This is a genomic window from Vibrio hepatarius (assembly GCF_001274785.1).
GTDB lineage: Bacteria > Pseudomonadota > Gammaproteobacteria > Enterobacterales > Vibrionaceae > Vibrio > Vibrio hepatarius.
The window spans coordinates 208,802-222,880 of sequence record NZ_LHPI01000006.1 but is presented as its reverse complement, the minus strand read 5'-3'; the positions used below and the strand labels follow the sequence as shown (position 1 = coordinate 222,880).

Sequence of the window (14,079 nt, the reverse complement as noted above, 5' to 3'; positions counted from 1 at the left end):
GGTCTTCGACCAACGAGTCCCCGCCGTCCGCCACTGATTCAGACAAAGCCCTAAACTACGCGTCCCGGCAGAAATGCTAGGGCTTTTTCGTATGTGGAAAGGAAATCGAATGAGCCTCGCTTGTGTTCTAAGCCAATTGAGCGCAAGACCGACCATTTCATCACTTATTCAAAACCGAACCTTAGGACTGAATTTCTCTGTTGTTAATGATCTGAACTTACTCTATTTCCTATCACAGAGGAGCAATTTAATCTTAAACAAACCGCCGCCTCGATGCTGACTTAGCAAGCTTAGTCAAATGACTAGTCATCGTCTTGTTATAATCTTCCCATGCCCTTTTTCAAAGATCCTAAACCCTCACTATTTTTCCTCTACTCATAGGGTGGCTCTGTGTACAAACAAATTCTATCCTCTGTCTTTCGTATTACTTAGCAATTCTGGAGGAATCAATATCTAGGAATGCTTGTTTCTGATCTCTACATAAGGAAGCTCGATGTTCTACTAGTGTATTGAGTTTATGCTGGATTCCTTTTGCTCTTAAGTGAGCCTTTGTTAACTCTACTAATTGTTATAAATAGAACAAGCTAGCCGGGAGCTAGATACAAAAAAGCCCGGTAGTATCTACCGGGCTTTTTGAAAGACTATTGAGAAGTTAGTTAGACTGCTCTTGCAGTTGTTCTTTCTCTTTCGTATCGCGGTTCATTTCTCGTTCGGCTTGTTTCGCCTTTTCAATCATTGGCGTGATCGTTGAGCCTTGAACAAGAATCGAGAAAACCACCACCGCATAGGTCATCACTAGAACGATCTCTTTTACATCGATCAGTTTATCTTGGACCACCCAAATACCAGACGGAATGGATAGCGCCATGGCTAACGCGAGGCCACCACGTAATCCGCCCCAAGTTAGGATTCTAACTGACCAAGGGTTGTACTGACGGTAACGCTTAAAGCCGATGTAAGAGAAGAACACACTCAAGTAACGAGATGCTAATACCAGCGGTACAGCGAAAGCCATCAAGATCCAGTCTTCTTGGTGGAATTCGAATAGTAGCATCGACATACCAATTAATAGGAACAGCACGCCGTTAAGGAATTCATCCACTAACTCCCAGAAGTGGTCCAAGTGGTCTTCACTCTCTTTTGAAAAGCCGATAAAGCGAGTCCAGTTACCAATCATGATCCCCGAGACTACCATCGCTAATGGACCCGATACGTGGATCACCTCTGCAAATGCATAACCTGCGGTTGGTATCCCGATAGTCAGCAATAATTCCATTGAGTGGTCGTCGGTAGCACTGATTAAATAGTGGAACAACAGACCTAAGGCAAAACCGTAGACGATGCCGCCAATCGCTTCTTGGATGAACAACAGAGTCACACTACCAACAGTAGGAGCTTCACTGCCAAACGCAATGGTAAATAGAGTAACAAAGATAACCAAGCCGAAACCGTCGTTGAACAGCGACTCACCTTCAATCTGAGTCGAGATACGCTTAGGAGCATCTAGTTTTTTGACGATAGCGAGAACCGCAATTGGGTCGGTTGGTGAAATCAGAGCGCCGAAGAGTAGGCAGTAGACGAGGTTAAATGGGATGTTGAGTAATTGACAGAAACCATAGAGAGCAAAACCGATAAAGAAGGTGGAGAAAAGGGTCGCACCTAATGCCAACACGGTAATTTCCCATTTCTGATCTTTTAAGTTTGGCAACTTAATTCCAAGACCACCGGCAAACAACAAGAAACCTAAGATACCTTTTAACAAAAAATCTTCGAAGTTAATGCTCGACATTGTCTTCGAAGCAATTTCTGTAAGGTGGAACCAGTCGTTTTGGCCTGCAATAAGGATGAGTAACGACAACACCATCGAGCCTGCGGTAATGGCGATGGTAGTCTGCATTTTTCCTATCTTGCTATTTATAAAAGCAATAATCATTGCTGCAGCGGATAGAAAACAGAGCGTGTAATAGACCGACATAAATATCTCTGTATGTAACAAATTGTGAATGAGGATTTTGGTCCTAGCGTGCTTAAATAGCAAACACTTTTTTGTATTGTGTGAGTGATAAATTAAGTTGTTTTAGACGTCTATACTTCTTTTTGTTCTGTGATAGGATGGAGCCATTAGTAAAGGAATGAGGCTGTACAGTGGGAAGTAATGTGAGACAACAAATTGAAGCCCAATTAAAGCAACGTATCTTATTGATTGATGGTGGTATGGGCACCATGATCCAAGGATACAAATTGGAAGAGCAAGATTACCGAGGCGAGCGCTTTGCTGATTGGCATTGCGATCTAAAGGGTAATAACGACTTGTTGGTTCTGAGTCAGCCTCAGTTAATCAAAGAAATTCATTCAGAATATCTCGAAGCAGGTGCTGATATTCTGGAAACCAATACCTTCAATGCGACAACTATCGCGATGGCTGACTACGATATGGAAAGCCTGAGCGAAGAAATCAACTTTGCTGCGGCTAAGCTAGCGCGTGAAGTCGCTGATGAGTGGACCGCAAAAACGCCAGATAAGCCACGTTATGTAGCAGGTGTTTTAGGCCCGACCAACCGTACCTGTTCTATCTCACCGGACGTTAATGACCCTGGTTATCGAAACGTGAGCTTTGACCAGCTCGTCGAAGCGTATTCTGAGTCGACTCGTGCGCTGATCAAAGGTGGCTCCGATCTGATCCTGATTGAAACCATCTTCGATACTTTGAACGCAAAAGCGTGTGCGTTTGCCGTTGATACTGTCTTTGAAGAACTCGGTATCAAACTTCCTGTAATGATCTCGGGCACTATCACCGATGCGTCGGGTCGTACGCTATCTGGTCAAACGACAGAAGCGTTCTATAACTCATTACGTCATGTTCAACCGCTTTCGTTTGGTTTGAACTGTGCGCTAGGTCCAGATGAACTGCGTCCATACGTTGAAGAACTCTCTCGTATCTCTGAATCTTTTGTTTCCACCCACCCAAACGCAGGCTTACCGAATGCATTTGGTGAGTATGACCTGTCTCCGGAAGACATGGCTGAGCATGTCAAAGAGTGGGCTGAGAGTGGCTTCTTAAACCTGATTGGTGGTTGTTGTGGTACGACGCCAGAGCACATCCGTCACATGGCCAATGCGGTTGAAGGGGTGAAGCCTCGTCAATTACCAGAGCTCAACGTGGCTTGTCGCTTATCCGGTTTAGAACCTCTGACCATCGAAAAGGAAACGCTGTTTATTAACGTTGGTGAGCGAACTAACGTAACTGGTTCTGCGCGTTTTAAACGTCTTATTAAGGAAGAGCAGTATGACGAAGCGCTAGAAGTTGCTCGTCAGCAAGTGGAGAACGGCGCTCAAATCATCGATATCAATATGGATGAAGGCATGTTGGATGCAGAAGCGTGTATGGTGCGCTTCCTAAATCTGTGTGCGTCTGAGCCAGAAATTTCTCGTGTGCCTATCATGGTCGATTCTTCAAAGTGGGAAGTCATCGAAGCGGGCTTGAAGTGTATTCAAGGTAAGGGCATCGTTAACTCGATTTCGCTGAAAGAAGGCAAAGAGAAGTTTGTTGAGCAGGCGAAGTTGATCCGTCGCTACGGTGCAGCCGTGATCGTGATGGCGTTTGACGAAGTCGGTCAGGCAGAAACCCGTGCGCGTAAGTTAGAGATTTGTACCAACGCTTATCGCATCCTTGTTGACGAAGTGGGCTTTCCGCCAGAAGACATTATTTTTGACCCGAACATCTTCGCTGTTGCGACCGGTATCGAAGAACACAACAACTACGCGGTGGACTTTATTGAAGCGGTGGCGGATATCAAACGAGACCTGCCACATGCGATGATTTCTGGTGGTGTTTCTAACGTTTCTTTCTCTTTCCGTGGCAACAACTATGTGCGCGAAGCGATTCACGCGGTATTCCTTTATCACTGCTTTAAAAACGGTATGGATATGGGCATCGTTAACGCGGGTCAGCTAGAAATTTACGACAACGTGCCTGAGAAACTACGTGAAGCGGTAGAAGATGTCGTGCTTAACCGTCGTGATGATGGCACAGAGCGTCTATTGGACATCGCGGCAGAGTATGCTGGCAAAGGTGTTGGCAAGGAAGAAGATGCCTCTGCATTGGAGTGGCGTACTTGGCCAGTAGAAAAGCGTTTGGAACACGCTTTGGTGAAAGGTATTACCGAGTTCATCGTTGCAGATACGGAAGAGGCGCGAGTCAATGCATCGAAGCCGCTTGAAGTTATCGAAGGTCCATTGATGGACGGCATGAACGTGGTGGGTGACTTGTTTGGTGAAGGTAAGATGTTCCTACCGCAGGTGGTGAAATCAGCCCGCGTTATGAAACAAGCCGTTGCTCATTTGGAGCCTTACATCAATGCTGAGAAACAAGCGGGTAGCACCAACGGTAAAATCCTTCTTGCGACGGTGAAAGGTGACGTTCACGATATCGGTAAGAACATCGTAGGCGTGGTTTTGCAGTGTAACAACTACGAGATCATCGACCTTGGTGTGATGGTGCCGTGTGAGCAAATCCTTAAAGTCGCGAAAGAACAAAACGTTGATATTATCGGTCTATCTGGCCTGATTACTCCTTCGTTGGATGAAATGGTCCACGTTGCCAAAGAGATGGAGCGTCTGGATTTCGATTTGCCGCTTTTGATCGGTGGAGCGACGACCTCTAAAGCGCATACCGCGGTTAAGATCGAACAGAATTACAAACATCCTGTGGTGTATGTAAACAACGCATCGCGCGCTGTGGGGGTGTGTACTTCACTACTGTCTGATGAACTACGCCCTGCATTCGTAGAAAAACTCAACGAAGACTATGTGCGTGTTCGTGACCAACATAACCGTAAGAAACCGCGTACTAAGCCAGTAACTTTGGAAGAAGCGCGAGCCAATAAAGTCGCGATTGATTGGGACGCTTACACACCACCCGTTCCGGCAAAACCGGGTGTGCATGTATTCGATGATTTCGACATTGCTACCTTGCGCAAGTACATCGACTGGACACCATTCTTTATGACTTGGTCGCTAGTCGGTAAGTACCCAACTATTTTTAAACACGAAGAGGTTGGTGAAGAAGCACAACGCTTGTTTAAAGATGCAAACGAGCTCCTTGACCGTGTCGAGCGCGAAGGTTTGATGCAAGCTCGTGGTATGTGCGCGTTGTTCCCTGCGGCGAGCGTGGGTGACGATATTGAAGTGTACACCGACGAGTCACGCACCGAAGTAGCCAAAGTGTTGTGTAACCTGCGTCAGCAGACGGAGAAACCGAAAGGTTTCAACTACTGTCTGTCAGATTACATTGCGCCAAAATCTTCGGGTAAGAAAGACTGGATCGGTGCGTTTGCCGTAACGGGTGGTATCAACGAGCGTGAGTTGGCGGATGAGTACAAAGCGCAAGGTGACGATTACAACGCAATCATGATCCAAGCTGTGGCTGACCGCTTAGCTGAAGCATTTGCCGAATATCTACACGAACGTGTACGTAAAGACATTTGGGGTTATGCGCCAGATGAGAATCTGTCAAACGAAGAGCTGATTCGCGAGAAATACCAAGGTATCCGTCCTGCACCTGGCTACCCTGCGTGTCCGGAACATACCGAAAAAGGCCCGCTATGGGAGCTGATGAAGGTGGAAGAAACCATTGGTATGACTTTAACATCGAGTTATGCAATGTTTCCAGGCGCGTCGGTTTCGGGGTGGTACTTCTCTCATCCTGATTCACGTTACTTTGCGATCGCACAGATCCAGCACGATCAAGTTGAGAGCTACGCCGAGCGTAAAGGTTGGAACATGCTTGAAGCCGAAAAATGGTTAGGGCCAAACATTAACGGTTAACACCAGAAAGTAAAAAGCGCAGCTCTCGGGCTGCGCTTTTTGTATCTAGAACTGGCTAAGTTAGATAAGGATTGTTGCCAATCCGAGAAACACCGACAAACCAATGACATCGGTCACGGTTGTCAGCGCCATACCGCCTGCCAAAGCTGGGTCGATATTCATCTTTTTCAGTAAGATTGGGATGGTTACCCCGGCGATCCCCGCAACCAGCAGGTTAGTCAGCATTGCGGCGGAAATAATCCCACCGAGCATCCAGTTGCCTTTCCAAGCGACAACAATCCCACCGATAATTAGCGCCCATAAAATGCCGTTCAATAAGCCAATCGACGCTTCTTTAAGTAGCAGTTCTCGTTTGTTCGAATCACCGATATGGCCGAGAGCCAGACCACGGATCACCAGTGCGACGGTTTGGTTACCGGCAACCCCACCCATCGATGGTACGATCGTCATTAAGACCGCAATCGCCGCCATTTGGTCGAGCGTGGCTTCGAACATGTTTGATACTGAGGCTGCTGCTAGTGCAGCAAGTACGTTTGCACCTAACCAGATGCTACGCTTTCTTGCTGATTTAACGACAGGCGCGAAGGTATCTTCGTCGTCGTCCATACCCGCCATACTCATCATCGAGTGTTCAGCGTCTTCACGGATAACGTCAACAACGTCATCGATAGTAATACGGCCTACAAGATGTTGGTTCTCGTCGATAACAGGTGCAGATACCCAATTACGTCGTTCGAACAGACTGGCGACGTCAGAGTCACTCATGGTGACTTCGATGGCTTCGTCGGCGTCTTCCATTACCTCTGCGACTTTGATATCAGGCTGCGTAGTGATCAGTGAGATGATCGGTAATTCACCGATTAGGCGGTTTTCTTCATCGATTACGTACAGTGCATCGGTCGCTTCAGGCAATTCGCCTTTCATGCGCAAGTAACGTAGCACCACGTCAACATCCACATCGCCACGAATGGTGACGACGTCAGTGTTCATGATACTACCTGCGGTATCTTCCGGATAAGCCAGCGCAGTTTCTACGCGTAATCGCTCTGAGGTGTCCATTTGCGAGAGAACTTCTCGCGATACATCATCCGGTAGGCTACGTAAAACGTAAGCGACATCGTCGGTATCCATGCCTTCCGTTGCTTCTGCCAGCATTTCCGGAGGCATCTTCGATACCAAGGCGTCTTTTACGTCTTCGTTTAGTTCATCAAGAATTTCACCGTAATCTTCCGGGTCGGTGAGTTGCCATAGAACGTCACGGCTTTTACGTGGCGAGGCTTCTAATAGATGGGCAATATCTTCTGGCTCCATGTCCTGTAGCTGACGGCGGACATGGACAAAACGGCCATTTTCTAGAGCTTCTGTGACTTCTTGGAGGGCTTGGTGAGCTTGGTCGAATTCAATTTGCTCGGCCATTGGTTCCCCCTGACTCTATGTGGTTACAATAGTTGGAATAGTAACTTAAATTTAGATGTAATTTAATAAGTTAATATGACGCTAGATGAATTAGTGACAACTTTACTAATCGTCTTCTTCAAACTTATCTTCAATCAGATGACAAACCGCTTCCAGGGCAGGTGACGCATCGTTTCCTTCTGCGCTGATCGTGACGTGTTCGCCTTGTGCAGACTCAAGCATCAAAAGTCCCATTACGCTGTCAGCGGTGGCTTCTTTGCCTTCATGGTTTTGAATAGTCAGCACAGCATCAAACGATTGTGCCAGTTCGACCAGCTTTACAGCAGCACGAGCGTGAAGCCCTAGGCGGTTTTGGATTAGGACTGTTCTACTCTGTTGCTGCATAGGCTTATTCCTTGTGGGTTTGCTCTAGGGTGTTGTGGCGTACTTGTACTTGGTGCCCTTGTTCAGCGAAATACTCGGCGATTTGCTGAGTTAGGTACACCGAGCGGTGTTTACCTCCAGTACAGCCAATCGCAACGGTCAAATAACTGCGATTGTTTTTCTCGAGCATGGGTAACCAGCGTTCGATAAACTGTTGGATTTCCTTTTTCAGCTCTAACACCTCTGGGTGATTCTCTAAAAAAGCGATAATCGGTGCATCAAGACCAGTTAAAGGTCGCAAAGCAGGTTCCCAGTGAGGGTTAGGCAAAAAACGCACGTCAAACACGTAGTCGGCATCGTTCGGTAGCCCGTACTTGAAACCAAATGATTGGAATACCATCACGAGGTCTTTTCGGCTGCGTCCTTCAACGCGCATGCGAACGGTTTCGCTGAGCTCGTGCAATGACTGAGTGGTACTGTCGATCACCAAGTCAGCATTTTCTTTGAGCGGCTCAAGGATTTTGAGTTCCTTGTCGATCGCTTGCTCTAGTGAAACCTTTTCTCCACCCAGAGAAAGTGGGTGGATACGACGGGTTTCGCTGTAGCGTTTTAGCAGTGTGTCTTTCTTCGCACCTAAGAAGAATACACTAACGTCGAGTTCTGGCGTGTTCTTCAGTTTATCCAGTGCATTGTTCACTGAATCAGGCTCTTTAGGTAAGTTACGAATATCGATACTTACCGCAACGTTCTGCTTACTGGATTCTACGGATTTAACAAACGCATCCAGTAGGTCAAGCGGGAGGTTATCAACACAGTAATAACCCAAATCCTCTAGTACTCGAAGCGCGACGCTTTTTCCTGCTCCAGATTGTCCGCTGACGACGATTAAACGCATTATTGGTTAACCATAATGTTGTACAGCTCTTGGTCTGACTGTGCATTGCGCAGCTGTTTCAAAACCTGTTTATCGTTGAGGCGTTCAGCCATGCTAGCGAGCGTTTTTAAGTGCTCCTTGCATTGGGCGTCTGGCACCAAAAGTGCGAATAGCAAATCAACCGGGCGGTTGTCGATAGAGTCAAACTCTACCGGTGATTCACATTGAATTAACACTGCGATCGCTTTATCGCTTGATTGCATACGGGCATGGGGAATGGCGATGCCATTACCGATACCGGTGCTGCCCATTTTTTCTCGGCTGAGCATACACTCAAACAGTTCAGTGGAGCTTTGTCCGGTTTGTTCAGCAACAAGTTCACTGATCATTTCCAGAGCACGTTTTTTACTAGTGCACTGGACTGCACTTTTCGTGCAGTCCAGTGAGAGGATTTCGCTTAATTGCATGGTATTAGTGGGTGTGTAGTTTTTCTTTGTGCTTGTTTAGCTGACGAACCAGCTTGTCGACAAGGGAATCAATAGCGGCATACATGCTTTCGTCATCGGCAGAAGCATGGATCTCACCTTGGTTTACGTGAAGGGTAGCTTCAGCGATTTGATTGAGTTTTTCAACTTTTAAGACCACATGAACGTTGTTGATGTGATCGAAAAAACGCTCCAGCTTTTGAAACTTTTCGTTTACGTAGTCTTGCATTGAATCGGTTAGATCAACGTGGTGGCCATTAATATTGATTTGCATAGACTTTCCTTCTCGGTTTAAGGCCTTATAGCAGGCGTTTGCGCTGACTAGAAGGGGCGATGCCTAATGATTCACGGTATTTAGCTATTGTTCGTCTAGCGACCTGAATCCCTTGGTCAGCGAGTAAAGCTGCAATTTTGCTGTCACTGAGTGGTTTAGCACTGTTTTCAGCAGCCACGAGCTTTTTGATCAGCGCGCGGATTGCAGTTGATGAACATTCTCCACCATTGTCAGTGCTGACATGGCTAGAGAAGAAATACTTCAGTTCAAAAATGCCACGAGGGGTGTGCATAAATTTTTGCGTGGTCACCCTAGAGATTGTGGACTCATGCATATCGACATCTAATGCGACATCATTGAGTACCATTGGCTTCATGGCTTCTTCACCATACTCAAAGAAATCTCTTTGATGTTCAACAATACACTTGGCAACTTTGAGCAGCGTCTCGTTTCTACTTTCTAAACTCTTAATCAGCCATTTTGCTTCTTGCAAATTGCTGCGAATGTACTGGCTGTCGGCGCTGTTTCCTTTGCCCAAAGCGGCATATTGTTGGTTGACTTTAAGCTTAGGCACTGAGTCTGGGTTGATAGTCACTACCCACTTACCATGGTCTTTGTATACCGACACATCAGGAATCACGTATTCTGCGTGTTCGGTGGATACACGGCTACCCGGGCGAGGGTCGAGTTGTTGTATCAGCTTCAGTACTTCGCGTAGCTCTGCTTCTTTAAGCTTAGTCTCTTTAATGATCAGTTTGTAATCGCGATTGCCCAATTGGTCGATGTGGTTAGTAAGGACTAACTTAGCCTCTTCCAACCATGGTGTATCTTCAGGAAAGGTCACTAATTGCAACAATAAGCAGTCTTGAAGATTGATTGAAGCAACACCAAGTGGGTCAAATTGTTGGATGCGTTTACGTACGGCTTCGATCTCGTCGAGTTCGATGTCTTCGTTATCAAAGCTTTCGAGAATGTCTTGGAGAGAAACGGTTAAGTAGCCGTAATCGTCGATTGCGTCGATGATCGCTAAAGCGATAGTGCGGTCTGTTTCGCTGAATGGGGTGAGGTCAAGTTGCCAAGCAAGATAGTCATGTAATGTTTGCGTTGTTTCGCCTTGATATACGGGAGTGTCGTCGTCTAACGCAATGCCTGTACTGCCAGTGTTAGCGCTGTAAACATCTTCCCAAGTAGTATCGATTTCAAGTTCAGAGCTAATCTCAGATTTTTCAATCAGCTCTGAGCTATCTTGGATTTCGGCTTCACTTGCTTCAAGCGCGGACTCTTTCTCCTCATTCACAGGCTTGTCTTCCGTGGTGGACAGGTCTTCACCAGCTTCCTCGACATCCAAGAGCGGGTTTGAATCCAACGCTTCCTGAATCTCTTGTTGAAGATCTAACGTTGACAACTGCAACAAACGAATCGCTTGCTGTAGCTGAGGTGTCATCGCTAACTGCTGTCCTAGCTTGAGTTGTAATGAGGGTTTCATTCAGTATTACGTGCCTTAAATGCTATAGAATCTTACCGTTCTTCACTTTAATCATAGACGGAATTGTTCGCCGAGATAAACTTGTTTTACTTGTTCATTATTGAGTACTTCGTCAGGAGAACCTTCTGCAATCAGGTGTCCTTGGCTAACGATATACGCTTTTTCACACACGTCGAGTGTTTCACGTACGTTATGGTCGGTGATCAGTACACCTAAGCCACGATCTCGTAGGTGTTCAATAATCTTTTTGATGTCGATAACCGAAATTGGGTCAACGCCAGCAAACGGTTCGTCCAACAAAATGAACTTAGGGTTGGCTGCCAATGCGCGAGCAATCTCTACACGGCGGCGCTCACCACCTGATAGTGCCATACCTGCACTATGACGAATGTGCTGGATGTGGAATTCTTCAAGTAAATCTTCCAATTTGTCTTGGCGCTCTTCACGCGTCATTTCTTTGCGCGTTTCGAGTACAGACATGATGTTATGTTCCACCGACAGCTTACGGAAGATAGACGCTTCCTGTGGCAAGTAACCAATGCCCATACGCGAGCGGCTGTGCATCGGAAGAATACTGATGTCTTCATCATCGATATAAATCGCGCCTTCATCGCGCGCGACAAGGCCAACAATCATGTAGAAAGACGTGGTTTTACCCGCACCGTTAGGCCCAAGTAAACCGACAATCTGGCCAGACTTCACTTGGAGGCTGACATCAGAAACCACTTTTCTGTTTTTATAGCTCTTGGCTAAATGTTCTGCTTTTAATAGCGCCATAGTTATTCTTGGATTGCTTGAGGCTGAAGAATCGTCGTTACGCGATCGCCTTTTGATTTACCGTCGGCGATAAGCTTCTGCTGAGAAATTTTGTAGCGAATCTGGTTGCCTCGGATAGTACTGTCATCCTGAGAAAGCATCGCGTTCTTTTTCATCGTTAGCTGGTCTTGCGCAAGGCTGTATTGCAGCTCAATTGCTTCACCCGCCAGCGTTTTACCATCATCGGTAAGCTGAGAAAATGTCGCAGGGCTACCGTAGCCATCGATATTTTGAATCGCCCCGGTTTTTGGATCACGGGTAACGATAATCTTATCCGCATTGATGTTGATGCTGCCTTGCTTAAGCTTTACGTCACCTTCAAAGGTCACTTTGTTGCTTTGCATATCCAGCTGTTGGCTATCGGAATCAATGTAGACTGGTTGGTCTTGGTCCGAAGATAGTGCTATAGCTTGGCTGGATAGAAGTAAGCAAGAGATAAGGCTAAGGTGTAAGAGTTTCATATCTACCTTGTACGCTCTTGTAAAGGGTTGCACTATGATCGGCAAAGTTGCCTTTCATTGCTTGCCCTATGGTTTCAAATTGTGGACCGTAAATAATCACTTGGTTATCGGCCCAAAAATCTCGGTTGTCTAAGCGGATGCTCATATCAAGAGTATTTAGCGTGTCGAAACCCGACTCCGGTAGCAGGTTTTTTACTACTACGTCGTTGGTCAGGGTGAGGATATGGTCTTTATCCAGCACGCCTGTTTTGGCGGTGATTTCCCACTCTTGTATGCTGCCCTCTTTAAAGACTTTCAGTACTGGCTTATTGAAGACAGTATCTCCGCTCTTAGCGTAATAATCTAAGCTTAGCGAAGTAATAACGTAGCTGCGAACCCCACTTTCGTCGTACGACGTGTTGTTGAGGTTTTTGCCGCTAAACATGGGTTGTTCTAGGCTCGGACTCACCTGTGATGCCGATTGCTTGTCGTTGGTCAGGTAATAGTAAGTTGACCAACACAAAGCAAAAGCAGCAAGCAGATAGCCGATACGAGATAAACTCATATACTCAGTCCTTTATGGACATCCAATTCACCACGCGCTTGTAAAATCAAATCACACACTTCTCGAACTGCGCCATGACCGCCTTTAATTGCAGTCACGTAATTGGCACGTTTTGCCAGTAGTGGATGACCGTCTGCGACACAAACTTTTAACGCTACTTTTTCCATTACCGGCCAGTCAATCAGGTCATCACCAATGTAGCCCGTTTGCTCTGGTGAGATATTCAGCTTGTCACAAATGTCTTGGTAAGCTTTGACCTTGTCGTCTTGACCTTGGTAAACCAGCGAGATACCTAACGCATTCATGCGATTTTCGACGATTTTTGACTTACGGCCAGTGATAATGGCGATCTCAATTCCCGCATTCATTAGTGACTTTACACCGTAACCATCGCGGGTATGAAATGTTTTTAGTTCTTCACCGTTGTTGCCCATGTAAATGCGACCATCAGAAAATACGCCGTCAACGTCGCAAATTAGCAGCTTAATACCTTTGGCAACGTTTAGAATGCTTGGTTCCACGGGCTGGTATAAGGTTTCAACCATTTCTGACATTACATAACTCCCGCTTTAAGTAGGTCGTGCATATTAAGTGCGCCAACGACTTTGCCGTCTTCACAAAGAATCAGGCCGTTGATGCTTTTATTCTGCATCATGTTTAAGCCTTCTGCGGCCAGCATGTTTGGATTGGCAGTAGTTGGGTTAACCGTCATCACATCACCGATCAACGCAGTATGAATATCGATACGTTTGTCTAGGATTCGGCGTAAATCACCATCGGTGAAAATGCCGACTAGCTGCCGGTGGTCGTCAACCACCGCGGTCATGCCAAGACCTTTCTGGCTGATCTCCAATAGTGCATCACGCACCACAGTAGTAGGTGTGACCAAAGGCAGCGCGCTACCGGTGTGCATAATATCCGACAGTTTTAGCAGTAGCTTTCTGCCCAGAGCGCCACCTGGGTGCGACATTGCGAAGTCTTCGGCGGTAAATCCGCGCGCTTGGAGTAAAACGACAGCCAACGCGTCACCCATCACTAAGGTCGCAGTGGTGCTTGAAGTTGGCGCTAAGCCTAGCGGACAAGCCTCTTTAGGAACCGTGATCTGCAAGTGAACGTCAGACCATTTTGCCATGTTTGATTCTGGCTTACCCGTCATGCTGATGATGGTGATGTCCAGACGCTTTAGCACAGGGAATAGGCCAAGAATCTCTGCTGATTCACCCGAGTTAGAGATTGCCAGAACAATATCACCCGGTGCAATCATACCCAGATCGCCGTGTGATGCTTCACCTGGATGGACAAAGAAAGCTGATGTGCCTGTACTCGCCAGCGATGCCGCAATCTTGTTACCGATATGACCTGATTTCCCCATCCCCATAACGACGACCTTGCCGTTTTTGTTTGCAAGGATGAGTTCACAAGCTTTGGCAAAGCTCTCGTCAAAATACTGGTCGAGCTGCTGTAGCGCTTCTATTTCTGTATTTAGGACTTCAAGAGCCGCAGAACGATAATCAAACATGTCAAACTCCAACTA

The 14,079-nt window shown here is 46.6% G+C and carries 13 protein-coding genes; 1 reads left to right on the top strand and 12 read right to left on the bottom strand.

Features of this window, described 5'->3' with window-relative positions:
* Window positions 1-652: 652 nt before the first annotated feature.
* Window positions 653-1,975, bottom strand: a complete 1,323-nt coding sequence (locus tag AKJ31_RS09395) for a cation:proton antiporter (RefSeq protein WP_053408838.1) — start codon at window positions 1,973-1,975, stop codon at window positions 653-655.
* Between the two features lie 170 nt (window positions 1,976-2,145).
* Between AKJ31_RS09395 and metH the strand changes: the two genes are divergently transcribed.
* A complete protein-coding gene (metH, locus tag AKJ31_RS09390) occupies window positions 2,146-5,826 on the top strand; it encodes a methionine synthase (protein WP_053408837.1) in 3,681 nt (1,226 codons plus the stop codon).
* A 60-nt stretch (window positions 5,827-5,886) separates the two neighbouring features.
* Here metH and mgtE read toward each other — a convergent pair whose 3' ends face one another.
* The 11 genes from mgtE to AKJ31_RS09335 form a co-directional block, all read right to left on the bottom strand.
* Window positions 5,887-7,242: a magnesium transporter gene (gene mgtE, locus AKJ31_RS09385; protein WP_053408836.1), complete on the bottom strand. Its 1,356-nt coding sequence runs from the start codon at window positions 7,240-7,242 to the stop codon at window positions 5,887-5,889.
* Window positions 7,243-7,347: 105 nt separating this feature from the next.
* Window positions 7,348-7,626 (bottom strand): HPr family phosphocarrier protein, encoded by a 279-nt coding sequence (locus AKJ31_RS09380; RefSeq protein WP_053408835.1) that lies wholly within the window; start codon window positions 7,624-7,626, stop codon window positions 7,348-7,350.
* A gap of 4 nt (window positions 7,627-7,630) precedes the next feature.
* Entirely contained in the window at window positions 7,631-8,500 is an 870-nt protein-coding gene (gene rapZ / locus AKJ31_RS09375) for an RNase adapter RapZ (RefSeq protein ID WP_053408834.1), read from the bottom strand.
* Window positions 8,500-8,946 (bottom strand): PTS IIA-like nitrogen regulatory protein PtsN, encoded by a 447-nt coding sequence (ptsN, locus tag AKJ31_RS09370; protein ID WP_053408833.1) that lies wholly within the window; start codon window positions 8,944-8,946, stop codon window positions 8,500-8,502. Before ptsN ends, rapZ begins: the two co-directional genes overlap by 1 nt.
* A 4-nt stretch (window positions 8,947-8,950) precedes the next feature.
* A complete protein-coding gene (gene hpf / locus AKJ31_RS09365; protein ID WP_053408832.1) occupies window positions 8,951-9,238 on the bottom strand; it encodes a ribosome hibernation promoting factor in 288 nt (95 codons plus the stop codon).
* Window positions 9,239-9,263: 25 nt separating this feature from the next.
* A complete protein-coding gene (locus tag AKJ31_RS09360; RefSeq protein WP_053408831.1) occupies window positions 9,264-10,724 on the bottom strand; it encodes an RNA polymerase factor sigma-54 in 1,461 nt (486 codons plus the stop codon).
* Window positions 10,725-10,775: 51 nt separating this feature from the next.
* Window positions 10,776-11,501 (bottom strand): LPS export ABC transporter ATP-binding protein, encoded by a 726-nt coding sequence (gene lptB, locus AKJ31_RS09355; RefSeq protein ID WP_053408830.1) that lies wholly within the window; start codon window positions 11,499-11,501, stop codon window positions 10,776-10,778.
* Window positions 11,502-11,503: 2 nt separating this feature from the next.
* Window positions 11,504-12,001, bottom strand: coding sequence for a lipopolysaccharide transport periplasmic protein LptA (lptA, locus tag AKJ31_RS09350; protein ID WP_053408829.1), 498 nt, complete (start codon window positions 11,999-12,001; stop codon window positions 11,504-11,506).
* Complete coding sequence (lptC, locus tag AKJ31_RS09345) at window positions 11,982-12,545, bottom strand: LPS export ABC transporter periplasmic protein LptC (protein ID WP_053408828.1); 564 nt, start codon at window positions 12,543-12,545, stop codon at window positions 11,982-11,984. The genes lptA and lptC overlap by 20 nt, the downstream gene beginning before the upstream one ends.
* Window positions 12,542-13,099 carry a 3-deoxy-manno-octulosonate-8-phosphatase KdsC gene (gene kdsC / locus AKJ31_RS09340; protein ID WP_053408827.1) on the bottom strand — a complete coding sequence of 186 codons (558 nt, stop codon included), beginning with the start codon at window positions 13,097-13,099 and terminating at the stop codon, window positions 12,542-12,544. Before kdsC ends, lptC begins: the two co-directional genes overlap by 4 nt.
* The gene (locus AKJ31_RS09335; RefSeq protein WP_053408826.1) at window positions 13,099-14,064 is read right to left on the bottom strand and encodes a KpsF/GutQ family sugar-phosphate isomerase; all 966 of its coding nucleotides are present in this window, start codon (window positions 14,062-14,064) and stop codon (window positions 13,099-13,101) included. The genes kdsC and AKJ31_RS09335 overlap by 1 nt, the downstream gene beginning before the upstream one ends.
* Window positions 14,065-14,079: the final 15 nt, after the last annotated feature.

Excerpts from the sequence above, each read along its gene's own strand:
- kdsC (WP_053408827.1), bottom strand. The coding sequence starts at position 13,099 with ATGTCAGAAATGGTTGAAACCTTATACCAGCCCGTGGAACCAAGCATT.
- AKJ31_RS09335 (WP_053408826.1), bottom strand. The coding sequence starts at position 14,064 with ATGTTTGATTATCGTTCTGCGGCTCTTGAAGTCCTAAATACAGAAATA.
- AKJ31_RS09395 (WP_053408838.1), bottom strand. The coding sequence starts at position 1,975 with ATGTCGGTCTATTACACGCTCTGTTTTCTATCCGCTGCAGCAATGATT.
- mgtE (WP_053408836.1), bottom strand. The coding sequence starts at position 7,242 with ATGGCCGAGCAAATTGAATTCGACCAAGCTCACCAAGCCCTCCAAGAA.
- AKJ31_RS09380 (WP_053408835.1), bottom strand. The coding sequence starts at position 7,626 with ATGCAGCAACAGAGTAGAACAGTCCTAATCCAAAACCGCCTAGGGCTT.
- lptB (WP_053408830.1), bottom strand. The coding sequence starts at position 11,501 with ATGGCGCTATTAAAAGCAGAACATTTAGCCAAGAGCTATAAAAACAGA.
- AKJ31_RS09360 (WP_053408831.1), bottom strand. The coding sequence starts at position 10,724 with ATGAAACCCTCATTACAACTCAAGCTAGGACAGCAGTTAGCGATGACA.
- lptA (WP_053408829.1), bottom strand. The coding sequence starts at position 12,001 with ATGAAACTCTTACACCTTAGCCTTATCTCTTGCTTACTTCTATCCAGC.
- hpf (WP_053408832.1), bottom strand. The coding sequence starts at position 9,238 with ATGCAAATCAATATTAATGGCCACCACGTTGATCTAACCGATTCAATG.
- ptsN (WP_053408833.1), bottom strand. The coding sequence starts at position 8,946 with ATGCAATTAAGCGAAATCCTCTCACTGGACTGCACGAAAAGTGCAGTC.
- lptC (WP_053408828.1), bottom strand. The coding sequence starts at position 12,545 with ATGAGTTTATCTCGTATCGGCTATCTGCTTGCTGCTTTTGCTTTGTGT.
- rapZ (WP_053408834.1), bottom strand. The coding sequence starts at position 8,500 with ATGCGTTTAATCGTCGTCAGCGGACAATCTGGAGCAGGAAAAAGCGTC.